18 protein-coding genes are annotated in these 23694 nt (G+C 59.9%); 8 read left to right on the plus strand and 10 right to left on the minus strand.

From position 1 onward, the window contains the following. Window positions 1–43 precede the first annotated feature (43 nt). From PS14A_RS13130 to PS14A_RS13140, 3 genes are all read right to left on the minus strand, one after another. Complete coding sequence (locus PS14A_RS13130) at window positions 44–1444, minus strand: PLP-dependent aminotransferase family protein (RefSeq protein ID WP_212616409.1); 1401 nt, start codon at window positions 1442–1444, stop codon at window positions 44–46. Window positions 1445–1493: 49 nt separating this feature from the next. Then, complete coding sequence (locus PS14A_RS13135; protein WP_212616410.1) at window positions 1494–2960, minus strand: hypothetical protein; 1467 nt, start codon at window positions 2958–2960, stop codon at window positions 1494–1496. Window positions 2961–3510: 550 nt separating this feature from the next. After that, window positions 3511–4533 (minus strand): zinc-dependent alcohol dehydrogenase family protein, encoded by a 1023-nt coding sequence (locus tag PS14A_RS13140; RefSeq protein ID WP_016774849.1) that lies wholly within the window; start codon window positions 4531–4533, stop codon window positions 3511–3513. A 270-nt stretch (window positions 4534–4803) separates the two neighbouring features. Here PS14A_RS13140 and PS14A_RS13145 point away from each other — a divergent pair, with 270 nt between their 5' ends. Then, window positions 4804–5718: a LysR family transcriptional regulator gene (locus PS14A_RS13145; RefSeq protein WP_016774850.1), complete on the plus strand. Its 915-nt coding sequence runs from the start codon at window positions 4804–4806 to the stop codon at window positions 5716–5718. A gap of 3 nt (window positions 5719–5721) precedes the next feature. Here PS14A_RS13145 and PS14A_RS13150 read toward each other — a convergent pair whose 3' ends face one another. From PS14A_RS13150 to gcvA, 3 genes are all read right to left on the minus strand, one after another. Beyond that, complete coding sequence (locus PS14A_RS13150) at window positions 5722–6483, minus strand: SDR family oxidoreductase (protein ID WP_137213684.1); 762 nt, start codon at window positions 6481–6483, stop codon at window positions 5722–5724. A gap of 29 nt (window positions 6484–6512) precedes the next feature. Then, window positions 6513–7340, minus strand: a complete 828-nt coding sequence (locus PS14A_RS13155; protein ID WP_212616411.1) for a DMT family transporter — start codon at window positions 7338–7340, stop codon at window positions 6513–6515. A 75-nt stretch (window positions 7341–7415) separates the two neighbouring features. Next, window positions 7416–8321 (minus strand): transcriptional regulator GcvA, encoded by a 906-nt coding sequence (gcvA, locus tag PS14A_RS13160; RefSeq protein WP_212616412.1) that lies wholly within the window; start codon window positions 8319–8321, stop codon window positions 7416–7418. Window positions 8322–8633: 312 nt separating this feature from the next. On the opposite strand from gcvA, the gene PS14A_RS13165 reads away from it, so the two are divergent. The 4 genes from PS14A_RS13165 (at window position 8634) to PS14A_RS13180 (ending at window position 15226) form a co-directional block, all read left to right on the plus strand. After that, complete coding sequence (locus PS14A_RS13165; protein WP_137213686.1) at window positions 8634–9086, plus strand: DUF805 domain-containing protein; 453 nt, start codon at window positions 8634–8636, stop codon at window positions 9084–9086. A gap of 273 nt (window positions 9087–9359) precedes the next feature. Beyond that, a complete protein-coding gene (gene mexE, locus PS14A_RS13170) occupies window positions 9360–10613 on the plus strand; it encodes a multidrug efflux RND transporter periplasmic adaptor subunit MexE (protein ID WP_212616413.1) in 1254 nt (417 codons plus the stop codon). A 15-nt stretch (window positions 10614–10628) separates the two neighbouring features. Next, window positions 10629–13808 carry an efflux RND transporter permease subunit gene (locus PS14A_RS13175; RefSeq protein ID WP_130909872.1) on the plus strand — a complete coding sequence of 1060 codons (3180 nt, stop codon included), beginning with the start codon at window positions 10629–10631 and terminating at the stop codon, window positions 13806–13808. Then, window positions 13805–15226: a TolC family protein gene (locus tag PS14A_RS13180; RefSeq protein ID WP_130909873.1), complete on the plus strand. Its 1422-nt coding sequence runs from the start codon at window positions 13805–13807 to the stop codon at window positions 15224–15226. Before PS14A_RS13175 ends, PS14A_RS13180 begins: the two co-directional genes overlap by 4 nt. A 226-nt stretch (window positions 15227–15452) precedes the next feature. Here PS14A_RS13180 and PS14A_RS13185 read toward each other — a convergent pair whose 3' ends face one another. Genes PS14A_RS13185 through PS14A_RS13195 form a run of 3 tightly spaced genes read right to left on the minus strand, consistent with a single transcriptional unit; the run spans window position 15453 to window position 18727 of the window. After that, the gene (locus PS14A_RS13185) at window positions 15453–16397 is read right to left on the minus strand and encodes an HlyD family secretion protein (RefSeq protein ID WP_071172553.1); all 945 of its coding nucleotides are present in this window, start codon (window positions 16395–16397) and stop codon (window positions 15453–15455) included. A gap of 4 nt (window positions 16398–16401) precedes the next feature. Beyond that, window positions 16402–16602, minus strand: a complete 201-nt coding sequence (locus tag PS14A_RS13190) for a DUF1656 domain-containing protein (protein WP_016774855.1) — start codon at window positions 16600–16602, stop codon at window positions 16402–16404. Beyond that, window positions 16592–18727: an FUSC family protein gene (locus PS14A_RS13195; RefSeq protein ID WP_137213690.1), complete on the minus strand. Its 2136-nt coding sequence runs from the start codon at window positions 18725–18727 to the stop codon at window positions 16592–16594. Before PS14A_RS13195 ends, PS14A_RS13190 begins: the two co-directional genes overlap by 11 nt. A 170-nt stretch (window positions 18728–18897) precedes the next feature. Between PS14A_RS13195 and PS14A_RS13200 the strand changes: the two genes are divergently transcribed. The 3 genes from PS14A_RS13200 to PS14A_RS13210 all read left to right on the plus strand — a co-directional run bounded on the left by PS14A_RS13200 (window position 18898) and on the right by PS14A_RS13210 (window position 23255). Then, window positions 18898–19953 (plus strand): tetratricopeptide repeat protein, encoded by a 1056-nt coding sequence (locus tag PS14A_RS13200; protein ID WP_212616414.1) that lies wholly within the window; start codon window positions 18898–18900, stop codon window positions 19951–19953. A gap of 132 nt (window positions 19954–20085) precedes the next feature. Then, on the plus strand, window positions 20086–21588 hold the full coding sequence (locus tag PS14A_RS13205) for an ATPase domain-containing protein (RefSeq protein WP_024013082.1): 1503 nt from the start codon (window positions 20086–20088) through the stop codon (window positions 21586–21588). Next, window positions 21585–23255: an ATP-binding protein gene (locus PS14A_RS13210; RefSeq protein ID WP_212616415.1), complete on the plus strand. Its 1671-nt coding sequence runs from the start codon at window positions 21585–21587 to the stop codon at window positions 23253–23255. Before PS14A_RS13205 ends, PS14A_RS13210 begins: the two co-directional genes overlap by 4 nt. Before the next feature lie 44 nt (window positions 23256–23299). Here PS14A_RS13210 and PS14A_RS13215 read toward each other — a convergent pair whose 3' ends face one another. Beyond that, window positions 23300–23677 carry a response regulator gene (locus PS14A_RS13215; protein ID WP_016774860.1) on the minus strand — a complete coding sequence of 126 codons (378 nt, stop codon included), beginning with the start codon at window positions 23675–23677 and terminating at the stop codon, window positions 23300–23302. Between the last annotated feature and the right edge of the window lie 17 nt (window positions 23678–23694).

Genomic DNA, 23694 nt, shown 5'->3' on the forward strand with positions numbered 1-23694 from the left:
GTGCGACGGGATGTATCCGAAACTCGCCCGATGTTTTTTAACGTTATTGACTGGGCGACAGGCGCAAGGCATCGCCGAGCAGGCCGATGACACTCGGCAAGTCGCGCTCGCCGTGGTTCAACGCGCTTAAACGCAGATGATCCGAGTGCAACCCTTGCAGACTGAACAGCTCGCCGGGCGCCACGATGATCTGTTGCTTGAGCAGGCGGTGGAACACATTCGTCATGTCGACCGGCCGTAACGAACGCACCCACACCGTCGCCCCGCCCTGCGGCTCGATGACATGCAGGGCATCGCCCAGACGCTCGCGCATTACCTGGATCAACACCGCCCGCCGTTCGCCCAGCATTCGCCGCAACACGCATAAATGCTGATCAAGCCGCCCGCCATTCAACAGCCGGGCAATGGCCTTTTGGCGAATGGGTGACAATCGAAACGCGCGCAGCAGAAAATGGCGCTGCAACGCCTCGCGCCAGTGACGCGACAAGACAAAACCGAATGGCGCTTCAGCGCCGATGAATTTTTCGAAAGTGGAAAACACCAGCAGGCGATCAGGATCAAGCCAGGTTCGCAATCGCTGCGAATCGTTGCGCTCGTCAAGTTCGCTGTAGCAGTCGTTTTCCAGCACCCAGACGCCATGTTGATTGAGCAACTGCGCGGTGGCCTGCTGATTTTCATGGGTGAGGCCGTTGCCTTGGGGCATGCTCAATACCGAAGACAACAGAATCAAACGCACCGGCTCGTTCTGCAACAGTGATTCCAGTGTCGACAGATCGAGCACGCCTTCGGCCAGCAATGACCACTCGATCACGCGTACGCCGGACGATTCGAGCAGGCGCAATATCACCCAGTCGCAAGGCGATTCGACGATCACGGTGGCCTGGCGCAATTCAAGGACCGAAATCAGGATCTCCAGGACCCCGCGCAGATCAGCTCCGATGTAGATGTCATCGGCGTGCCAGAAATGCTCTGTGGAGCTGGTGTACCGAGCCGCCAGCGCAACCCGCAATTCCAGCTCACCGCAAGGCTGTACGAATGTCTGTAGCTGACGCGGGTATTGACGCAAAAGCTCACGCTCCAATGTCAGCAACGGACTGTCCAGCGGCTGCAGCGAGGCCGGTTCGTCGGCGCTCAACACACACATCCCGGGACGTCTGGCGTTGACGTATACGGTCTCCAGCAAATCATTGCCGTTGCCGGGCGCATCCAGATGGAACAGCGCTTGCGCGTAATACCCGGATTTCGCTATGGAATAGACCCGGCCCTCCTTCTCCAGAAGCGAATAGGCGTACTGCACTGTCGAGATGGATACATTCAGCCGATCAGCCAGCTGACGCAGCGATGGCAGGCGCACCGTGGTGCTCCCCCCTGCATCATCAATCAGCATTGTCAGATATCGATAAACGGCTTGGTAAACGAAGTCATTGTCCCGCGCGCCTTTCACAACCTTGTTCCTGTACACAGCGGTTCACAATCCACCTCCTGGCTCACGGTCAGCGTTCCGTCGACCGCTCGAATGGCGAGGCGGAACCCACCTCATCCGATCCCGCATTTTCCAAGGCGCATTCGGCGGGTGCTTGAATCTGTACGGGGCCCATCGCATAGAGACGGATCACCAGCCTCACCGGCAAACCGCTGACTTCCGTCAGCCACTTCAACACTTGCTCTGGCGCGTGCAAGCCCTGCATGGCGCGGTGCAGGTCAGGCATGGCGACGAGCATGCCGGGATGACAGTTGCGCAGGAACCGCTCGAGGCCTTTGCCACTGTCGATGAATGGTGCGAACAACAGGCACGCCAACTGCGTTTCGTTCAATCCGAAACCATTGCTCAGGTAATCCTCGGCAAGCGTGCGCAGCTGCTCTGGTCCGCCGGCGTTGTCGTAGCTGGACAGCAAGTGCTCGCAGACAGGCTCGGCAACCTGCTTTCGCCGCATGTCGGCCAGCGTGTGCCGGACGTAGTCGTCGATGCCCGCCTCATAGGCGCGCCCTTCGATGAACCGGGCGTACAAACCTCGCACATGTGCCGAGATCAAAGGGTCAGCAAAAATCGCTTCGCCCTGGTACAGCGCCAGGTCGTCGGGTTCATAACCGAGAAATTCTCCCAGCAGTAGCCAACGATCTTCGATTTTGCCAACCATCATGTCGTTGATGTCGATAAAACTGGTACGTCGGCAGGCCTCGAACTCGCCTTCGGGGCGCCAGGCAATGCGGTCACCTTCCGGGAGCAGCTCGCCATAGAAATTGTCACCAAGCCCGTCGAGCAGAGGAAACAGCGCTTCGAATCCGGCATTGACGTTGCCTGGCCCCGCTATCGCCACACGCTGCATGGCGCGGTTCAGACCCTCGAGAAATTGCTGCTGACTGCCTTTGTTTTCAGTGCTGATCATGGCGTCGACACCATTGTTCCAACGGGCAATCTGGCTGTAGTACTCGGCCGTCGCCAGATAGGCTTCATCCCATAATTCAGGGGTTTCAAGCCAGGTGCGACAGTGCCCGACCAGCAGCAGATTGACGCGACTGGCCTCACGCCCCTCATCGCTGACAGGCGTGCGATGGTCGAACGGCAGCACCTCGCGGTTATCGACCATCAGCACTTCGACCCGCGGATCGTCATAAAGAAACAGAGCGCTGTAGCTGCGATGCAGGTTCTGCAGGGCGACCGGGCTGTCGCCATTCCAGCGAAGGGAGGCCACGCGCAGCTGGAAAGTCGCCGGGGCGCGGCCGGCAATGGTCAGTTGCGCCGCCCGAAGCAGGGCCAGGGTGTAACAGCTGTCACGCAGGCCGGACTGATGCACCAGCACCTTGAACTGCCCGATGTTTTCCATGCCGCCAGCGGCCACCACCAGGCGCTGTATCAGCAACTGCAATGCCGTGCGCTCGGCTCGGGAAAAGAAACTCAGCAGACGCTGCAATACTTGCTGATAGACATAATTCATTGCCTGATCATGGATCGTGCTCATCGGTATTTACCCGGTATCAAAAGTTTCATGCCGCGCAGACATGACAATGAGCGCGCGACAATTTGATCAATAAGTAATAGACGCTGAAATGCTAACACTTACAAAGTTGTAGTTATTTGAAACACTTGACCTGAAAAAATCCTCCCAGATGCCAAGCATGGCGCTCAACCGCCCGTATTCATTGACCTTTTGCCATCCACAAATGATCTGAGGAAACTTCCCACAACGTCCCACGACAAATCATTACAAGAAAAGGAGAAGCAACTTCCGAAACGCCCTACAGCAATTAAACAGAAATTGACGAAGCCAGCCGAGCCAGCCATTTGATATTGCCCTGGACAAATTGAATGCACAGCCATAGCTCATTCCTTGAGATGAAAGTAATCATTCAATTATCAGTGCTTATAGTGTGATTAGAAGATACAGATCGAAGGCAAAAACCAGTTCAGTTGCTGAAGGGCCGATGCTTCGATATCGGGAAGGGTTTACTGACAGCGGAGGATCTAAACAGAAAAGAGTCCGTGGCGGCCACGGACTCTGATGAGCGGATTTACGCGGTTTCCACTTGCAGGGCCACTCGCTCGCGGCATGGGCATTCGTCCATGTAGCGATGCGCTTCAACGAACTCGTTGAACGCGAATACACGAGTCTTTAGCGGCAGGAGCACGCGGTCAGCGGTCAACTGGTTGATGTCACGCAGAGCACGTTGCAGAGCGACGTGATCCTGGACAATGCCCAGCTCCGGCTTGCCGGTGAAGTTGCCGATGCAGTGCACGAAGAACTGGATGTTCTTCTGGAACGCTGCGCACGCCGGGAACGGAGTCTGATTGCCGCCCTGCAGGCCGTACAGAACCAGACTACCGCGTGGCGCCAGCACATCGCCGAGCAACGACATCTGCGGACCGCCAAGACCATCGAATACCACATCGACGCCGCGGTTGTCGGTGATCTTGTTGATGCGCATCAACAGATCTTCCTCTTCGGTGACGATGACCTTCTCCGCGCCGAGGGACAGCAGGTACTCGCGCTCCTCCGCCGATTTGGTCGCGGCGATCACTCGCACACCCAGCGCTTTACCAAGCTGGACAAACGACGGGCCGGCGCAGTGGCTGGCGTCAGTCACCAGCGCAAATTGACCGGGTTTGACCCGCGCCAGATCGGCATAGGCAAAGTAGGCGATCAGCAGCGGCGTGTAATGCACGCTCGCTTCGATCGGGCTGAGCACATCCGGGTAGCGGGTCAGCGCGGTGCGCGGCAGAACGATCGACTCGCCGTACACCGGATAATCGTTCGGACTTTCAGCCGGAAAACTGGCTACCTTGTCGCCGACGGACAGGTCGTCGACATCAGCGCCCACCGCAGTAACCACGCCAGCCATTTCATGACCGAGACCCGAAGGCAGACGTGCCTGGGACGACGCCAGATTCTGGCGCCACAGGGTGTCGTACCAACTGATGCCGATTGCCTCGACACGTACCTGCACTTCGCCAGGACCTGGCTGAGCAGCCGCATGCTCTTCGCATTTGAGCACCTCGGCCGGACCAAACTTGTGAAAACGGATCGTGCGGGACATCGCAAACCTCGTCAAAGTAACCTCTAATGCCATGAACTCTATCTGGGCTTTTGACCCAAGACCATCAGTGGCTATTAATAGTCGACATGCCTGTCATTGATTCCGCATCAAGGGCGGCATTGGCAAATTCCATGAAAAAAGGCCTGCCACCGTCGCAGTAAAGCTGAATTTTCCGGTGCAGAGTACCAGCCTTTCCCCGTAAGATTCATGCCGGCCATTGTTCTCATATGGCCGCCCTCGTCAAGTTTGATGACTCTGCCAGGACTCCAGATGAATCGTAATGACCTGCGTCGTGTCGACCTGAACCTGCTGATCGTGTTCGAAACATTGATGCACGAACGCAGTGTGACCCGGGCCGCGGAAAAATTGTTCCTCGGCCAACCGGCTATCAGTGCCGCTTTATCGCGCCTGCGCAGCCTGTTTGACGATCCCTTGTTTGTCCGCACCGGCCGCAGCATGGAACCCTCCGCGCGCGCGGTGGAAATCTTCGCCCTGCTCTCGCCTGCCCTCGATTCGATCTCGACCGCCGTCAGTCGTGCCGCCGATTTCGATCCCGCGACCAGCACGTCGGTGTTCCGCATTGGATTATCCGACGACGTCGAATTCGCCCTGCTGCCGATGCTGCTCAAGCGCCTGCGTGCCGAAGCACCAGGCATCGTCCTCGTGGTGCGACGGGTCAACTACATATTGATGCCGGGCCTGCTGGCCTCCGGCGAGATTTCGATCGGCGTCAGCTACACCACCGACCTGCCGGCGAACGCCAAGCGCAAGGTCCTGCGCCGCAGCGCACCGAAGCTGCTGCGCGCCGACACCGTGCCGGGGCCGCTGAGCCTCGACGACTACTGCGCCCGACCGCACGCACTGGTGTCGTTCGCAGGCGACCTCAGTGGTTTTGTCGATGAAGAACTGGAAAAGCTCGGACGCAAACGCCACGTGGTGCTGGCCGTGCCGCAGTTCAACGGATTGGGCACGTTGCTGGCAGGCACCGATATTGTCGCGACCGTGCCGGATTACACAGCTGAGGCACTGACGGCGGCCGGCGGTCTGCGTGCTGAAGACCCGCCACTGCCTACGCGGACCTTTGAATTGCATATGGCCTGGCGCGGGTCGCAGGACAACGACCCGGGGGAGCGGTGGTTACGGTCGCGGATTCAGATGTTCTTTGGCGACCCCGATAGCCTCTAGGAACTACTTGCCACCCGTCACGTCAAGAAAAGTCCCGGTAACAAACGAAGCCTCCGCGCTGGCCAGCCACAAGATGGCCCGCGCCACCTCTTCCGGCTGTCCGCCTCGGCCCATCGGGATCGAGTCCTTCACGCGATCCACCCGCCCCGGCTCGCCGCCGCTGGCGTGCATGTCGGTATAGATGTGGCCCGGGCGAATGCAGTTGACCCGAATACCCTCGCGCGCGACTTCTTTGGCAAAGCCGATGGTGAAGGTTTCCAGCGCGCCTTTCGATGCTGCGTAGTCGACGTATTCATTGGGGCTGCCCAAGCGCGCCGAGGCAGAAGAAACGTTGATGACTGCCCCACCTGTGCCGCCGTGCCGATAAGCCATGCGCTTCACCGCTTGCTGCGCGCACAGGATCGGTCCCAGAGCATTGACCGCGAAGATGCGTTGCATGCGTTCGAAGCTCAGGTCCTCCATGCGTGACTGCTTCGCCAGCACGCCAGCGTTATTCACAAGAACATCGATGCGTCCGAACGAGCGATCGATGGCCGAGAACAGTTCAGCAACCTGCTCGGGGTCAGAACTGTCAGCACGCACCGCGAGGCCTTTGCGACCCATTGCTTCGACATCGGCCACCACCGCCAGCGCAGCGGACTCGTTGGCGACGTAGCTGATGGCAACGTCGTAGCCTTGTGCTGCGGCGAGTCGGGCGGTGGCCGCGCCGACTCCGCGACTGCCGCCGGTGATCAGAATCAGCGGTGCTTGCGAGACTTTGTCCATGCGACGTTCTCCTGAGCAGTTGGGCTGTGTCAGCCGATGATGATGGCGCCGCTGGCAATGACCACGCACGCCAGAATCCTGCGGACGGTGAGTTTTTCACCGAGGAACAAATAGCCGAGCAACGCCGCGAACAACACGCTGGTTTCGCGCAAGGCTGACACCGCGCCCAGTGGCGCTTCGTTCATGGCGTAGATAACGATTGCGTAGGCCAGCAACGAGACCAGTCCGCCGACCGCAGCGGTCAGCATTCCGGGCCGTACGGAAAACAGACTGCGAGCATCGCGCAGGCCGATATACACCAGCGGCATCAGCACGCCCCACAGTGCGCTCATCCAAACCGTGTAAGCCAGCGGCGCCCCCGACAGTCTGGCGCCAATGCCATCGACCACGCTGTAGGCGGCAATAAAGCAACCGGTACCCAGCGCATACGGAAGGCTCGGCACCGACAGGCTGCGCCCGCGAAAGGCCAGGGAAATGATTCCGCCGGATACCAGACCGATGCCGAGCAGTTCGCCGGGGGTAATGGTTTCGCCGGCAAACAGCGCGGCGCCGAGGGTGATCAGCGCCGGCGAGGAGCCACGGGAAATCGGATAGATCTGCCCAAGGTCGCCGACCCGATAGCTGCGCACCAGAAACAGGTTGTAGCCGACATGCAGCAGTGCCGAGAGCAGCGCATAACCCCAGCTCTCAGGTGCAGGCGCGTCCATGAAAAAGGCGGCGATGACGCAGACGATGGCGATGGCCACGCACATCATCGTCATCGACCAGAGCCGGTCGGCGCCGCCGCGCAGCAGCGCGTTCCAGCTAGCGTGCAGGAGCGCGGCGAACAGAACAAGAAGTACGAGATGGATTGGCATGCGGCATTCTAGGCATCACTGGCATTGGCATTACAGCGAAGTTTCCTCATTGAAGCATGAGTAAAAGCTCATGCCTCAGCACTGGGCGCTCTGCACCTTCAACGCCTCACCCAGTAACCATTCACGAAAATTGACGATATGTGGCTGTGCTTCAATGCCTTTGGGACAGACGAAATAGTAGGCCAGCGGCGAAGTGAACGGCACATCGAACAGCCTCACCAGGCGGCCATCGGCGATTTCATTCTCGACATGGCCGCTGCGCACCAGCGCCACACCCTGGCCGAGCAACGCAGCTTCCACCGTCATATTGGTATCACCAAACCTGACGCCTTCGCGCAGCGGTAAAAACTCCAGCCCGACGGACTGAAACCACACCTCCCATTTCGGCGCCAACTCGGCGCCGTCGCGAATGAGTAACGGCATCTGCAGCAACTCGGCGGGAGTGCCGGGCGTGCCGACGCGCTGCAGCAGTTCAGGACTTGCCACGGGAAACACCTGCTCGCCAAACAGAAACTCCGAATACAGACCGGGATAATTGCCTTTGCCCAAGCGGATCGCGACATCGGCTTCGCCATTGGCGAAGTGGATGATCTTGTCCGTGGTATCCAGCGACACCAACAGCTCCGGGTGTTGGCGTGACAGGTTCGGCAAGCGTGGCAGCAGCCACTTCAACGCGAACGAATAGGTGGTGCTGACAGACAGGCGAACCCTGTCCTTTTGCTCGCGCAGATCCTCCAGCGTTGCTTCAAGGCTCATGAAAAATTCGCGCACGATCGGCGCCAGCGTCGCCCCCGCTGCGGTGAGTCGTAACGCTTTACCGCGCTCGAACAATTGCAATCCCCAAAGTTCTTCAAGGTGCCGGAGCTGATGACTGACGGCGCTTTGGGTCACGTGCAGTTCTTGAGCGGCAGCCGTGAACGTCGGGTGCCGGGTGGCCACTTCGAAAGCCCGCAGGGTCGCGGTCGGGGGCAGGTCGCGCATAGATGAAAGTTCCGGGGTTGGCAGAAGCTGACGGCATGAATATCAGCTCATGTTAGAGCGGAATGCTTTCGCATGCCTCTCGCCCCAAGTGGATTTGGTGACGATCGGGTTTCGGTTTAGCCGCAGACCCACAAATCGAAAGCCGAGATCCGATGACAAACCTTATGGTAACGATTAGATTACCGCCGCCCCGCCAATGGAGAGTCGGGCATTCAGTCTCTCTGCTCTCGTTGGCGGCGATGTTTGCACCAACGAAAACACCGGGGCGTATCTGTCCCGTCTTTCGACTGACCATTTTTTAGGGAAAAAAACATGAGCCTGGTTTTCTGCCGTGGTTGCGCCAAGGAAATAAGTACACTGGCATTGGCATGCCCACAGTGCGGCGCACCTCAAGCGCCACTGCATTCGATTGCCAATGGCCCCGTCATGGCAAGCGGCAACCCGTACGTGGAAGCGCTGAAGAAATATGCCGTGTTCACCGGACGCGCCACGCGCCGTGAATACTGGATGTTCTTTCTGATCAACATGGGCATCGCTATTGTCATGAGCGTTTTTGACGCCATGCTCAAGACCGGTGGCGTTTTGCAGAGCCTGTACAACCTGGCAATGCTGTTGCCGAGCCTCGCTGTTGGCGTACGGCGCATGCACGACACTGACCGCAGCGGCTGGTGGATTCTGCTGCCTATCGTCAACATCGTGTTCCTGGCGCAGGACAGCCAACCCGGTCCCAACCGTTTTGGTGCGAATCGCAAAGGTTTCAACTGACCCTCAGCCGCATCGCGGATCGAAACGGCCTTTATGGCCGTTTCTTTGTTTTGGGTTATCGTTTTCGGGGCCGCGCTGGATCGTTGCGGTTCAGGCAACAAACTTTTGCCAGGGAACCAATTGATAGCCCCCTAACGAAAGGTGCATGCTAGAGGGCTGCCTCGGCCCTTATATCATTCCGAATGATAGTTACCTTTGCTTCATTCGATTCGTGCCATCACACCCGCGCCGAGCATCATCCGCCCATCTTCAACAATTCGGCGGATTGCATCCATGGAACAATCACTCAAACATTTGCGCTTCCCGTTGGCCATGCTGGCCGTACTGGTGATGAGCGCCTGCGGCAAAACCCCTGAGACTGCCGGCGCCCCGCCCGCTGCCAAAGTCAGCGTGGCGAAGGTTATCGAACAACCGGTCAACGAGTGGGACGAATTCACCGGGCGCCTCGAGGCGCCGGAAACCGTTGAAATCCGTCCACGGGTTTCTGGCCAGATTGATCAAGTCGCGTTCACCGAAGGCGCGCTGGTCAAGAAAGGCGACCTGCTGTTCCAGATCGACCCGCGTCCGTTCCAGGCCGAGGTACGCCGCCTCGAAGCTCTGGTTGCTCAAGCCCGCGCCACCGCCACTCGCAGCGAAAACGAAGCGGCGCGCGGCGAACGCCTGCGTACCAGCAACGCCATTTCCGCTGAACTGGCCGACTCGCGCACCAGCGCCGCCCAAGAGGCCCGCGCCGCCGTTGGTGCCCTGCAGGCACAACTGGACCTGGCCAAACTGAATCTGAGCTTCACCCGCGTGACCGCACCGATCAGCGGCCGCGTCAGCCGCGCCGAAATCACTGCCGGCAACCTGGTGACCGCCGACACCACCGCGTTGACCAGCGTCGTCTCCACCGAAAAGGTCTACGCCTACTTCGACGCCGACGAACGCGTGTTCCTCAAATACACGCAACTGGCCCGCAACGGTCAGCGCGGCGCCACCACGCCGGTGTACATGGGCCTGTCCAACGAAGACGGCAACCCGCACCTGGGCCAGATGAACTTCGTCGACAACCAGGTCAACCCGAAAACCGGCACCATCCGTGGCCGTGCCGTCTTCGACAACGCTGACGGCACCTACACCCCGGGCCTTTACGCTCGCTTGAAACTGGTCGGCAGCGGCACCTACAACGCCATGCTGATCAATGACGAAGCCGTGGGCACTGACCTGGGCAAGAAGTTCGTGCTGGTGATGGATGGCGACAACAAGACTGCGTACCGCGCCGTCGAACTCGGTCCGAAAATCGAAGGCCTGCGCATCGTCCGCAACGGTCTGAACAAGGACGACACCATCATCGTCAAGGGTCTGCAACGGGTTCGTCCTGGTTCCCCGGTCACCCCTGAGGTGATTCCGATGGCCAGCGAGCAGACCCTCGCCGCCCTCGCTCAACAACGTCAAGCGCTGGAAGCCAGCAACCTGCCCAAAGTTGCCCCTGCCAAGGGTGCATCGGGTTCGGCTGCGAAGCTGGCTGCTACGACCCCACGCGGTTAAGGGACGACAACTCCGATGAATTTTTCCCAATTCTTCATTTCCCGGCCGATCTTCGCAGCGGTGCTGTCGCTGTTGATCCTGATCGCCGGTGCGATCTCGCTGTTCCAGTTGCCGATCAGCGAATACCCGGAAGTCGTGCCGCCGACCGTGGTCGTGCGTGCCAACTTCCCGGGGGCCAACCCCAAAGTCATCGGTGAAACCGTGGCCGCTCCTCTGGAGCAGGCGATCACCGGCGTCGAGAACATGCTGTACATGTCCTCGCAATCGACCGCTGACGGCAAGATCACCCTGACCATCACCTTCGCCCTGGGCACTGACCTGGACAACGCGCAGGTGCAGGTGCAGAACCGGGTGACCCGGACCGAGCCCAAGCTTCCCGAGGAAGTGACGCGCATCGGTATCACCGTCGACAAGGCTTCGCCCGACCTGACCATGGTTGTGCACTTGACCTCGCCGGACAAACGCTACGACATGCTCTACCTGTCCAACTACGCGATCCTCAACATCAAGGATGAGCTTGCTCGCCTCGGTGGTGTCGGTGACGTGCAGTTGTTCGGTATGGGCGACTACTCGCTGCGCGTCTGGCTTGATCCGAACAAGACCGCTTCGCGCAATCTGACCGCGACCGATGTGGTCACGGCGATTCGCGAGCAGAACCGTCAGGTCGCCGCCGGTCAACTGGGCGCGCCCCCTGCCCCGACCGCGCAAAGCTTCCAGCTGTCGGTCAACACTCAAGGCCGTCTGGTCTCCGAGGAAGAGTTCGAGAACATCGTCATCCGCGCAGGCGACGACGGTGAGATCACTCGCCTGAAGGACATCGCGCGCATTGAACTGGGTTCCAGCCAATACGCCTTGCGCTCGCTGCTGAACAATCAGCCGGCGGTGGCAATCCCGATCTTCCAGCGTCCTGGCTCCAACGCTATCGACATTTCCAACGAAGTGCGCGGCAAGATGGAGGAGCTGAAGAAAGGCTTCCCGCAGGGCATGGACTACAGCATCGTGTATGACCCGACGATCTTCGTCCGTGGCTCGATCGAGGCGGTGGTTCATACCTTGTTCGAAGCGCTGATCCTCGTGGTGCTGGTGGTGATCCTGTTCCTGCAGACCTGGCGCGCCTCGATCATTCCGTTGGTGGCGGTGCCGGTATCGTTGATCGGTACGTTTGCGGTCATGCACCTGTTCGGTTTCTCGCTCAACGCCCTGTCGCTGTTTGGCCTGGTACTGGCCATCGGTATCGTGGTCGACGACGCAATCGTGGTGGTGGAGAACGTCGAGCGAAACATCGAACTTGGACTGACGCCGGTCGAAGCGACCAAGCGCGCCATGCGTGAAGTGACCGGGCCGATCGTGGCCACGGCACTGGTACTGTGTGCGGTTTTCATCCCGGCGGCATTCATTTCCGGCCTCACCGGGCAGTTCTACAAACAGTTCGCGTTGACCATCGCGATCTCGACAGTAATCTCGGCATTCAACTCGCTGACCCTGTCGCCAGCGCTGGCTGCTGTGTTGCTGAAAAGTCACGACGCGCCGAAAGACCGCTTCTCGAAAGTACTCGACAGAATCTTCGGTGGCTGGCTGTTCCGTCCGTTCAACCGTTTCTTCGACCGTGCCAGTCATGGCTACGTCGGCACCGTGCGCCGGGTCATCCGTAGCAGCGGCATCGCCCTGCTCGTGTATGCAGGCCTGATGGTGCTGACCTTCTTCGGTTTCTCCAGCACGCCGACCGGTTTCGTACCCGGCCAGGACAAGCAATACCTGGTGGCCTTCGCGCAATTGCCGGACGCCGCGAGCCTGGATCGCACCGAAGACGTGATCAAGCGCATGTCCGACCTCGCGCTGAAACAGCCAGGCGTGGAAAGCGCCGTAGCGTTCCCAGGGCTGTCGATCAACGGCTTCACCAACAGCCCGAACGCCGGCATCGTCTTCGTGACGCTGAAACCGTTCGACGAGCGTAAAGACCCGAGCATGTCCGCCGGTGCGATTGCCGGTGCCTTGAACGGCCAGTACGCGAACATTCAGGAAGCGTACATGGCGATCTTCCCGCCACCGCCGGTACAAGGCCTGGGCACCATTGGTGGTTTCCGCCTGCAGATCGAAGACCGGGGCAACCTCGGCTACGACGAGCTGTACAAAGAAACCATGAACATCATCAACAAGAGCCACAACGTGCCGGAACTGGCCGGCCTGTTCACCAGCTACACAGTGAACGTGCCGCAGGTCGATGCCGCCATCGACCGGGAAAAAGCCAAGACCCATGGCGTGGCCGTCAGCGACATCTTCGACACCCTGCAGATCTACCTGGGTTCGCTGTATGCCAACGACTTCAACCGCTTCGGGCGCACCTATCAGGTCAACGTTCAGGCCGAACAGCAGTTCCGTCTTGAGTCCGACCAGATCGGTCAGCTGAAAGTGCGCAACAACAAAGGCGAGATGATCCCGCTGGCAACCTTCATCAAGGTCAGCGACACCTCCGGGCCGGATCGCGTGATGCACTACAACGGCTTTATCACCGCTGAAATCAACGGTGCCGCAGCCCCGGGCTACAGCTCTGGCCAGGCAGAAAAAGCCATCGAGAAACTGCTCAAGGAAGAACTTCCGAACGGCATGACCTACGAGTGGACCGACCTGACCTACCAGCAGATTCTGTCCGGCAACACCGCGCTGTTCGTATTCCCGCTCTGCGTACTGCTGGCGTTCCTGGTGCTCGCCGCACAATACGAAAGCTGGAGCCTGCCACTGGCGGTGATCCTGATCGTACCGATGACCCTGCTGTCGGCCATTACTGGTGTGATCATCTCCGGCGGTGACAACAACATCTTCACCCAGATCGGCTTGATCGTACTGGTGGGACTTGCCTGTAAAAACGCGATTCTGATCGTCGAGTTCGCCAAGGATAAACAGGAAGAAGGCCTCGACCCGCTCGCAGCGGTACTGGAAGCCTGCCGCCTGCGTCTGCGGCCGATCCTGATGACCTCCTTCGCGTTCATCATGGGTGTGGTGCCACTGGTGTTCTCCAGCGGTGCCGGTGCCGAAATGCGTCACGCCATGGGTGTGGCAGTGTTCTCCGGGATGCTCGGGGTGACCTTCTTCGGTCTGCTGCTGACGCCAGTGTTCTACGTACTGATCCGTAACTTTGTCGAACGCGGCGAGCAGCGCAAAGCAGCCAAAGCCCTGCAATTGGAGGCGCAACAATGAGTCTGAAAGTCTTCCTGCCGAGTCTGCTGGTGCTGGCCCTCAGCGCCTGCGCCGTCGGCCCCGACTACAAGACCCCAGCCACGGAGGCGGCCAATATTACGACCGCCACCGACGGCGCCGCCGGGCAAAAAAATTTCGACCGTTCGAAATTCGAAGGCATCTGGTGGCAGCAATTCGACGATCCGACCCTCAACCAGTTGGTGAGTCAGTCGCTACAAGGCAACCGTGAACTACGCGTGGCGTTCGCCCGCTGGAAAGCCGCCCGGGCAATCCGCGACGACGCCAGCAACGACGCGATGCCAACCATCACCAGCCGCGCCAGCAGTGACCTGGGCAAAGGCCAGATTCCTGGCCAGACCACCGACCGGGTCAATAGCGAACGCTATGACCTCGGTCTGGACATGGCCTGGGAGCTTGACCTGTTCGGCCGCATCCAGCGCAACCTGGAAGCCAGTGATGCCGACCAGCAAGCCGCCGAAGCCGATCTGTACCAGCTGCAAGTCACCATGATTGCCGAACTGGTCGATGCCTACGGTCAACTGCGCGGCGCACAGTTGCGGGAAAAGATCGCCGTGGCCAACCTGAACAACCAGGAGGAGTCGCGCAAGATCACCATCAGCCTTCGTGACGCCGGTGTCGGTGATCAGCTCGATGTCGAGCGCGCCGATGCGCGTCTGGCCAACGTTGAAGCCACTGTGCCGCAGTTGCAGGCGGAACAGGTTCGGCAGAAAAACCGTATCGCCACCCTGCTCGGTGAGCGCCCGGACAAGCTGACCGTCGACCTGAGCCCGAAAGACCTGCCGGCCATCGCCAAGGCGCTGCCAATCGGTGATCCGGGTGAACTGCTGCAACGTCGTCCGGACATCCTCAGCGCCGAGCGGCAACTGGCTTCGGCCACTGCGCGCATCGGCGTGGCCAAGGCCGATTTGTTCCCCCGGGTCAGTCTCAGCGGTTTCCTCGGCTGGACGGCCGGACGTGGCTCGCAAATCGGTTCCTCGGCGGCCAACGCCTGGGCACTCGGCCCGAGCATCACTTGGGCCGCGTTTGACCTCGGCAGCGTCCGCGCTCGTTTGCGTGGCGCAGATGCTGACGCCGAGGGCGCGCTGGCCAACTACGAGCAACAGGTACTGCTGGCTCTCGAAGAATCGGAAAACGCCTTCAGCGATTACGGCAAGCGTCAGCAACGCCTGATCTCGCTGATCCGTCAGAGCGAATCGAGTCGCAAGGCTGCCGATCTGGCGGAAATCCGCTATCGCGAAGGCACCACCGACTTCCTTGTCCTGCTCGACGCCCAGCGTGAGCGCCTGAACGCCGAAGACAGTCAGGCCCAGGCCGAAGTCGAGTTGTATCGCGGCATTGTCGCGATCTACAAGGCCCTCGGCGGTGGCTGGCAACCGGAGACAGTTGCCAGCAAGTAAAGATTGTTAAAGAGCTCCTTTGGTTGGCCGCAACCAACCAAATTTTTTGCCCCGCGCATCATTCGGTCGCGGGGTTTTTTTATGCCTGCCTGATTCACCAATCCCGTGTAGGAGCTGCCGAGTGCAACGAGGCTGCGATCCTTGATGGGAATGCAGCCGGGGACGCTCTGCGTCCCAAGATCAAAAGATCGCAGCCTCGTTGCACTCGACAGCTCCTACAGGGGAATCAGGGTTCCAGGACGGTGACGGTGGCGGTTGTACCGGCGCGCAGGCGATGCTTGCCGGCAAAGTCGCCATCGATGCCGATACGCACCGGCACCCGTTGCGCCAGTTTCACCCAGGTGTAACTCGGGTTGATGTTCGCCAGCAGACGACTGCCCGGCGCGTTTTCGCGGTCGGCGATGGCGAAGGCGATGCTTTCTACCGTGCCGCCGAAACGCTCACCGCTCATCAATTGAATGCGTACCCGATCACCCTCCTCGATTCGCGGCAACTTGGTTTCCTCGAAATAACCGCTGACATAAAAGGAATCGCTGTCGACCAGCGCCAGCAGTGCCCCGCCCGCCTGTGCGTAATCACCCTGGCGGGTCAGCAGGTTGGTCACGTAACCGCTCACTGGCGATTCAACGCGGGTGCGCTGCAAGTCCAGTTCGGCTTGGGTCAGCGCGGCAATTGCCAGTTGCACATTGGCTTCGGCCAGCCCGAGGTTTGCCTGATTGCGCAGCAGATCCGCCTGGGCAACCGCCACGTCGGTACTGGCCTTCTCCCATTCTTCACCGGAAATCGCGAAGCCCTGCTTCAGCGTACGGCGGCGGCGCTCCTCGCTTTGACGTTGCTTGAGCAACGCTTCACTGGCGACGATTGCCGCTTGCGATTGCCCCAGCGACGCCTTGGACACTTCCACTGAACGCCGGGCGTGCTCGACCGCCAGCTGATAGCGCGCCGGATCGATCTCCAGTAACAATTGGCCCTTGTCGACATGCTGGTTGTCCTGCACTGCCAGTTTGACGATTCGCCCCGAAACATCCGCCGACAGCGTCACCACATCCGCCCTCACCCGAGCATCCCGTGTCCACGGCGCGCGGGTGTAATACTCCCAGGCAAACCAGCCAAGGACGATCGCCAGGATCACCACTGCCACGGTCATCATTCGTGCAACTAGTGCTTTCAAGACATCAGGCTCCCATCAACAGAATCAGCGTGGCGCAGACACAGGCATACAGTGCGCCTTCGAACAGTGCTTCATGCCACACCAGGCGCAGCACGCCGAGGCGCCGCAGACACCAGTCCAGCAACATGAAGATCGGAATCGCCAGTAACAGTGCCTGGGCAATCGGCGGCAGATAAACCCCGCCAATTTCGAAATCAATGGGCAAGTTGCGGTTCTCCTTCCAGGCCTTGAGGTTGCAAATATTCGCCGTGCCGCTCGAGGAACGACACCACAATCAGCAGCGCCACGCGCATACGGAACACCGACCACAGATGTTCATGACTGGTGGCGTGCAGCTCGTCCAGCTCATCGCCGAGTTGGTGCAACGTGGCCAGCAGCGCCGCAAGCTGGACATCGTCGCGACCGGCAACCAAACGACCAGTCTTGCGCAACGCCGACGCCAGGCGTTGGCCGAACGCATCGGTGAGTAACCCATTGTTCTGCGCCTGCTGCCGCAGCTGATGCATGGCCACGCCCAAGGCCACGCATGCCAGGCTGATTTCATACAAGCGCTGCATGGCACGATCGTTCGCCGCTGGCAGCAGGCCGAGCATGCTGGTCAGGCGATCGGTCATCCGACTCTCGAAAGCGAATTGTTGTTCATCGGTCGCCGGCATTTTGCTCAGTTGGTACACCTGCTCCCGCGCTTCGCCGTACAGGCGGCGGATGCGCAAGGCCGGGCGGAACGGGAAGATCAGCGCATAAACGATCAGGGCCAGCATCGCTGCACTGACGTAGGCGCCGGCGAATTCGAACCATTGGATCGCCGTGTTCTGCCCAGTGCCGGTATTTTGCGGTCCGAGCATGAGGAAACTGGACAGGCCAAGGCCCATGCCGATACCGGCGGTGGCCGGACTGGAAATGCCCACAGCAATGGCATACAGCAGCGGCGCCAGCAGCAATGCCAGCAGCTCGAAATCACTGATCGCCGGCACCAGCATGAATTGGTACAACGCCGATACCACCAGTGCCAGGCCCAGTCCGCGCGCATAGCTTTGCGCAGCCATCAGCGGGCGCGGAAAAGTCGCCATCAGCGAGCAGAGAATCCCCACCAGAATCATCCCGCCACGCGCGCCATCCCACGCGGTTTCGATCCAGATCAGGCCGGACACCAACAGCGCGGTGAAGGCGCGAATGGCGTTCATTGAGGCCAGGGTGAAATCCAGATGCAAAGGACTGCTCTGGCCGCGATAGAGACAGCTGGCCGGGCGCCCTTCCTGAATCGCGTCGCTCAGTTCGAGGATCTGCTCAAGTTGCTGCAACAGGCGCGCCTGCTCCCAACGCAGCGCCCAGGCCAGTGAACGCAGGGTCGCGCTCATGTTCTCGGTCTGCTGCTCGGCCTTGTACGCCAACGCTTCGAACTGTTGCTGCAAGGTGACGAAACGCTGCCGATCGGCGCCAGACAGCGCGCGCCCCTGTTGCGCGAGCTGCTCCAGCAATGCCAATTCCTCGGCCCGCAACTGCTGAACCTCAAGCGGCAGATCGCCCTCCCAGCGTTCGATGAGCAATTCACGCTGATGACGCAGCGCGGTCAGTCGCGAGGTCAGCAGCATCAGTTGATTGCCGAGCAGCAATACCAGGTTGTCCGCGCTGCGCAACCGTGGCGCGTCGAAATACAAATGACGGCGCAAACCTTCCAGCGCGCTGATTTCACCTAGCAGCTGCATTTGCCTACGCTGGAAATCGGCTTCGCTTTCTTCCGTGCGAAGCACCTCGGCGGCGTGGCTGGCGGCCAGTTTGATGACCTGATCGATTTTGGCGAAATAGCCCTTGGCGACAGCTTCAGGCCGTGCCGTGAGCAAACTGACCACGCAGACACAGGCCACCGCCAACAAGGTTTCGGTGACACGGGTAACCGCTAGCAGAAACGTGCCGTCCTGATCCGGAATCGCCAGCAAGGCCACGACCACTGCGGTGTAACCACTGAGCACGAACGCTTGGGAACTGGTGTAGCGCAGCAAGGTGCCGCCCGCCGTGCACAGCGCCAGCCACAACGCCAATGTGGTAATGAACGGCAGCGGCGCCTGAGGGAAAATCGCCATGATCAACACCGCCACCGCCGCCCCCACGGTGGTGCCGATCACCTGGCCGAAACTGCGCGCCAGTGCCATCCCCGCCAATGGCTGGCTGACAATCACCACGGCCATGATCGACCACTTCGGCTGTTCGAGATCGAAAATGAACGCCAGATACAGGGTCAACAGGCCAGCGGCGATAGTCCGCAGGGCAAACAGCAGAACAGCCTGACCGGGATGGATCAGAGCCTTGAAATAAGCAAACAGCGCTGGCATGGGCACACTCTTCAAAACGACTTCTGCAAGCGTAGACATTGCAGCAAAAGCCTGACGGATTTCACAGTCGACACGTGTTGTAGGACGATTCGCTGGCAACGGTTTGACTCACGCGCCAAGCTGAACGAAGCTTGCCGCTCTGCTCAAGTTCGAAGCTTTCGGAAACCCGCATGACTCAGTCCCGCCGCAACCTGCTGATCGGCCTAGGCCTCGTCCTGATCCTCGGCGTCGTCTGGCTGTCCTGGCGCAGCAATGCACCGACTATTCCCGATGCTATCAAACATGGCTACAGCGAAGCGCTGAACGCCGCGCGCACCGGTGAGCCCGGAGCGGCGCGCCAGTTGTACCAGCAATTGGGGCGCCCGGACATCTCGGTCAAGCGCCGCGTCTGGCTGCATGGCGAGCTGCCCAACTATCCCAGCCCGCAGGCACTGAAACTGGCTGACATCGACTTGCATCACGAAGCGCCGCAAGTGCGCGTCGCAGCGATCAAAAGCATCGTCGGCCTGGTGCCCGGCGGGCAACGCAGCCTGTTGCTCGGGCCGCTGCTCGACGATGAAGAACAAACTGTCCGTTTCGCTGCGATCAATGCCCTGCTCGGCCTTACCCCGGACGAGTTGGGCCTGTATTTCGCGCCGCTACAGCAAGCCATCGACGGCTGGCAGCAGACGCTCGAAAGCCAGCCGGAAAGCGCTGCCAACTATGCGCAACTGGCACGTCTCTATATTCATAACGCCGAATACAAACAGGCACAGCAAGCGCTGGACAACACGTTGCGCCTGGAACCGGGCAACCTGGCGGCGCTGGTCATGCAGATCGATGTGCTCGACCGCCAGGGCCAGAGCGATGCGGCCCGCCAGTTACTTGCACAACAACTCAAGGCGCAGCCTGACTCGGCCTATCTGCAACATGCCCTGGGTCTGTGGCTGTTGCATCACGGCCAGCGCGAATACGCCCTGCTCGGCCTGTCCAAAGCGGTCGAACTGGAACCGGACAACAAGGATTATCGCTACGACCTCGCCACGACACTGCACAGTGCGGAAGAACTGGAAGCGGCGCAGAAACAATTGCAGGAAATCGTCCAGCGCCACCCCGCCGACCGCAAGGCGCGGGTGCTGCTGATCAACTATTGGAAGGAAAGCGGCCAGTTGCAGAATGTGCAGATTCTGCTGGCGCAACTGGAGCAGCTCAATCCGGACGACCCGGCCCTCCAACAGGGTCTTTAATCAAGGTAAAGCGGGTGCAATCAACCACCTGTCGAAAGAAAAAGCGGAACCGTGAACATGCCCTGAGGTCAAGTTATTCAGGCGGCTCACTTAGCCAGCCGCCGGATTACCCTAGTCATAAGAGGGCGTTTTTTGACTACATCAAACGAGTTGATCAGTGCAAAGGCCGCCGTCGGCATTGTAGGTCTGGATGACATCCTTGCCGGTGGCCTGTCTCGCGGCCATGTGTTTTTGCTCGAGGGGGAACCCGGGACCGGCAAAACCACCGTGGCCCTGCATTTTCTGCGCGCCGGTGCGCTGGCCGGGGAACGTTGCTTGTACATCACTCTCTCGGAAACCGAGAAAGAACTGCGTCAAGGTGCGCTCTCCCACGGCTGGGAGCTGAACGAAAACATCAAGATCTTCGAGCTGACACCGCCGGAAAGCCTGCTCAATGCCGAGCATCAGCAAAGCCTGCTGTATTCCTCGGACCTTGAACTGGGCGAGGCGACCAGGCAGATTTTCGAAGTTGTCGAACGCTTCAAACCGACCCGCGTAGTGCTCGACAGCCTTTCGGAGATCCGTCTGCTGGCGCAGAGCTCGTTGCGCTATCGTCGGCAGATTCTGGCGATCAAGCACTACTTTGTGCGCTACGACGCCACCGTCCTGCTGCTTGACGACCTGACTACCGAGTCCCTCGACAAGACCGTGCACAGTGTCGCCCACGGAGTGATTCGCCTTGAAGAGCTGACGCCAAGCTACGGCGCCGAGCGTCGTCGGGTACGAGTGGTCAAGTATCGCGGGCAGAAATACCGTGGCGGTTTCCACGATTTCACCATCATGGGCGACGGCGTCCATGTTTTCCCACGCCTGGTAGCGGCGGAACATCGCGGTGACTACCCACGTCTGCAGCTGTCCAGCGGCATCCCGCAAATGGACGCCCTGCTCGGCGGCGGCATCGAGACCGGCTCAAGCACGCTGATTCTCGGCCCGGCCGGTACCGGCAAATCGATGATTTCGATGATCTTCGCCGCCGCAGCGGTGGCCCGAGGCGAAAAAGCCGCGCTGTTCATTTTCGATGAAGAGCTGGGCCTGCTGTTCGAACGCATGCGTCATCTGGGCATCGACCTCAAAGCCTTGCAGGCCACCGGTAACCTGCTGATCGAACAGGTAGACGCCGCCGAATTGTCTCCCGGTGAGTTGTCCCATCGCGTGCGTCGTTGCGTCGATGAGCTGGGTATCAAAACCGTGGTGATCGACAGCATTAACGGATATCAAGCGGCGATGCCGGAAGAAAACGCGCTGGTGCTGCACATGCACGAGCTGCTGCTGTACCTTAACCGCAAAGGCGCGGCGACTTTCATGACGGTCGCCCAGCACGGTCTGGTGGGCGATATGCAGGCGCCGGTCGACATCACTTACCTGGCCGACACGGTGATTCTGTTGCGCTACTTCGAAGCCCTCGGCAAAGTCCGCCGGGCGATCTCGATTATCAAAAAACGTACCGGCAACCACGAGTCGACCATCCGTGAATACCGGATCTCCTCGCGTGGCATGACCATCGGCCAGCCGCTGGAGTCCTTCCAGGGCGTGCTGCGTGGCGTGCCGACTTATATGGGAGCGAGCAATCCATTGCTCGAGGATGAAAGCTTGTGACGGTCAACACGCCGTTGGCCGAGCGGGTGCTGGTGCTGGCGCCCATGGGTCGTGACAGCCAGATCGCGTTGATGATTCTCAACGAAGCCGGTTACGGCGGCATGGTGGCGCCGAATCTCGGCGCTCTGTGCATGGAACTGGAGGTCGGTGCCGGGTTGCTGCTGATTGCTGCTGAAGCGTTGCGCGGACCGGAACTGGAAGGACTTATCGCCTACCTTGACCAGCAGCCCGCGTGGTCGGACATGCCAATCGTGCTGCTGACTCATCATGGCGGCGATGAACAAGGGCCGCCGTCGCGCCTCAGCACCCTGCTCGGCAACGTGACTTTTCTCGAGCGCCCCTTCCATCCCGCGACTCTGGTCAGTCTGGTCTCCGCCGCCCTGCGCGGGCGGCGACGACAATATGAAGCGCGCGATCGGCTGATCGACCTGAGTGAAAGCGAACGCCGCCTGCAATCGACGCTGGAAACCCTCGAACAACAGGTTGAAGAGCGCACCGCACAGCTTCGCCACAACGAAGAAGCGCTGCGCCAATCGCAGAAAATGGAAGCGGTCGGCCAACTTACTGGCGGCATTGCTCACGACTTCAACAATATGCTCACCGGCATCATCGGTAGCCTGGAACTGCTGCGCCGGCGTCTGGCCCGGGGCCGCACCGAAGACCTCGACAGTCTGATCGATCTAGGCGTTACCTCCGCCAACCGCGCCGCCGGCCTGACTCACCGCTTGTTGGCGTTCTCCCGCCGGCAATCCCTCGACCCGAAAGCCGTGCAGATGAACACGCTGGTGCTGTCGATGGGCGAGCTGCTGCAACGCAGCCTCAATGAAAGCATTCATCTGGAAATGCGCCTGGACGACAACCTCTGGGTTGCCGAGGCCGATCCCAATCAACTGGAAAGCGCCCTGCTCAACCTGGTAATCAACGCCCGCGATGCGATGCCCGAGGGTGGCAAACTGGTGGTGGAAACCAGCAATCAGGTGCTGCATCGCGATTTCACCGCCGCTTACAGCAATCTGGAGCCGGGCGATTACGTGATGCTCAGCGTCACCGACAACGGCAGCGGCATGCCGCAAAGCGTGGTCAGCCGTGCGTTCGATCCGTTTTTTACTACCAAGCCGATCGGCCAGGGCACCGGCCTCGGACTGTCGATGATCTATGGCTTCAGCAAGCAATCACGCGGGCATGTGTCGATTGACAGTGAAGTCGATCAAGGCACCACGGTAAAACTCTACCTGCCGCGTTTCCGCGGTGAGGAAGTAGAAATCCCCGTCTCGGATTCGCAGCAGGCTCCGTATGCGATGGATGGCGAAACCGTACTCATCGTCGAAGACGATCCGGCTGTGCGCGTGTTGGTCAGCGCCGTGCTCAGTGAGTTGGGTTACGCGTTTGTGGAGGCCGGTGATGCCGATGGCGCCATGCCGATTCTAAATTCGACGCAACGTATTGATTTGCTGATCAGTGACGTTGGTCTGCCGGGGATGAACGGTCGGCAACTGGCGGAGGTCGGTCGGCAATACCGACCAGGTCTGAAAGTGTTGTTCATCACCGGTTATGCCGAACACGCGGCGGTGCGCGGTGGCTTCCTCGACTCGGGGATGCAGATGATCACCAAGCCTTTCACCTTTGATCTGCTCACCGCCAAGGTGCGCGAGATGATCAATAGCTAAAACAACGGGCGCCGTGATTGGGATTACGGCGCCCGTCGTTTTAATCAGGCCAGCAATTCCTGAATCTTTTCCTGCAGCACATCCAGATCGAACGGTTTCTCGAGGATCGGTGCCTTGCTGGTGATCGGGCTGCCGGTCTCACGGATTTCCTGCGGGTAGCCGCTGATGAAAATCACTTTCAGGTCCGGTCGCAGTTTCACTGCCGGCTCGGCGATCTGCACGCCGGAGATTCCGCCCGGCAGGCGGAAATCGGTAATCAGCATGTCCAGGTGAGGTTTGCTGGCGAGGATCTCGAAAGCCTGCTCACCGTTTTCCGCTTGCAACACGCGATAGCCCTGCCCTGACAGGTAATCTGTCAGGACCATCAAGATAACCGGTTCGTCTTCGACGACGAGTACTACATCTTGCGCATCTACGCTCATGGGAAGCCTATGTTCGG

This window comes from Pseudomonas sp. 14A, assembly GCF_018132745.1.
Taxonomy (GTDB): domain Bacteria; phylum Pseudomonadota; class Gammaproteobacteria; order Pseudomonadales; family Pseudomonadaceae; genus Aquipseudomonas; species Aquipseudomonas mercuritolerans.

What these genes read in the sequence shown, in the direction of transcription:
- PS14A_RS13135 (WP_212616410.1), bottom strand. Translation starts at nt 2,960, where the DNA reads ATGAGCACGATCCATGATCAGGCAATGAATTATGTCTATCAGCAAGTA.
- PS14A_RS13140 (WP_016774849.1), bottom strand. Translation starts at nt 4,533, where the DNA reads ATGTCCCGCACGATCCGTTTTCACAAGTTTGGTCCGGCCGAGGTGCTC.
- PS14A_RS13145 (WP_016774850.1), top strand. Translation starts at nt 4,804, where the DNA reads ATGAATCGTAATGACCTGCGTCGTGTCGACCTGAACCTGCTGATCGTG.
- PS14A_RS13150 (WP_137213684.1), bottom strand. Translation starts at nt 6,483, where the DNA reads ATGGACAAAGTCTCGCAAGCACCGCTGATTCTGATCACCGGCGGCAGT.
- PS14A_RS13155 (WP_212616411.1), bottom strand. Translation starts at nt 7,340, where the DNA reads ATGCCAATCCATCTCGTACTTCTTGTTCTGTTCGCCGCGCTCCTGCAC.
- gcvA (WP_212616412.1), bottom strand. Translation starts at nt 8,321, where the DNA reads ATGCGCGACCTGCCCCCGACCGCGACCCTGCGGGCTTTCGAAGTGGCC.
- PS14A_RS13165 (WP_137213686.1), top strand. Translation starts at nt 8,634, where the DNA reads ATGAGCCTGGTTTTCTGCCGTGGTTGCGCCAAGGAAATAAGTACACTG.
- mexE (WP_212616413.1), top strand. Translation starts at nt 9,360, where the DNA reads ATGGAACAATCACTCAAACATTTGCGCTTCCCGTTGGCCATGCTGGCC.
- PS14A_RS13175 (WP_130909872.1), top strand. Translation starts at nt 10,629, where the DNA reads ATGAATTTTTCCCAATTCTTCATTTCCCGGCCGATCTTCGCAGCGGTG.
- PS14A_RS13180 (WP_130909873.1), top strand. Translation starts at nt 13,805, where the DNA reads ATGAGTCTGAAAGTCTTCCTGCCGAGTCTGCTGGTGCTGGCCCTCAGC.
- PS14A_RS13195 (WP_137213690.1), bottom strand. Translation starts at nt 18,727, where the DNA reads ATGCCAGCGCTGTTTGCTTATTTCAAGGCTCTGATCCATCCCGGTCAG.
- PS14A_RS13200 (WP_212616414.1), top strand. Translation starts at nt 18,898, where the DNA reads ATGACTCAGTCCCGCCGCAACCTGCTGATCGGCCTAGGCCTCGTCCTG.
- PS14A_RS13215 (WP_016774860.1), bottom strand. Translation starts at nt 23,677, where the DNA reads ATGAGCGTAGATGCGCAAGATGTAGTACTCGTCGTCGAAGACGAACCG.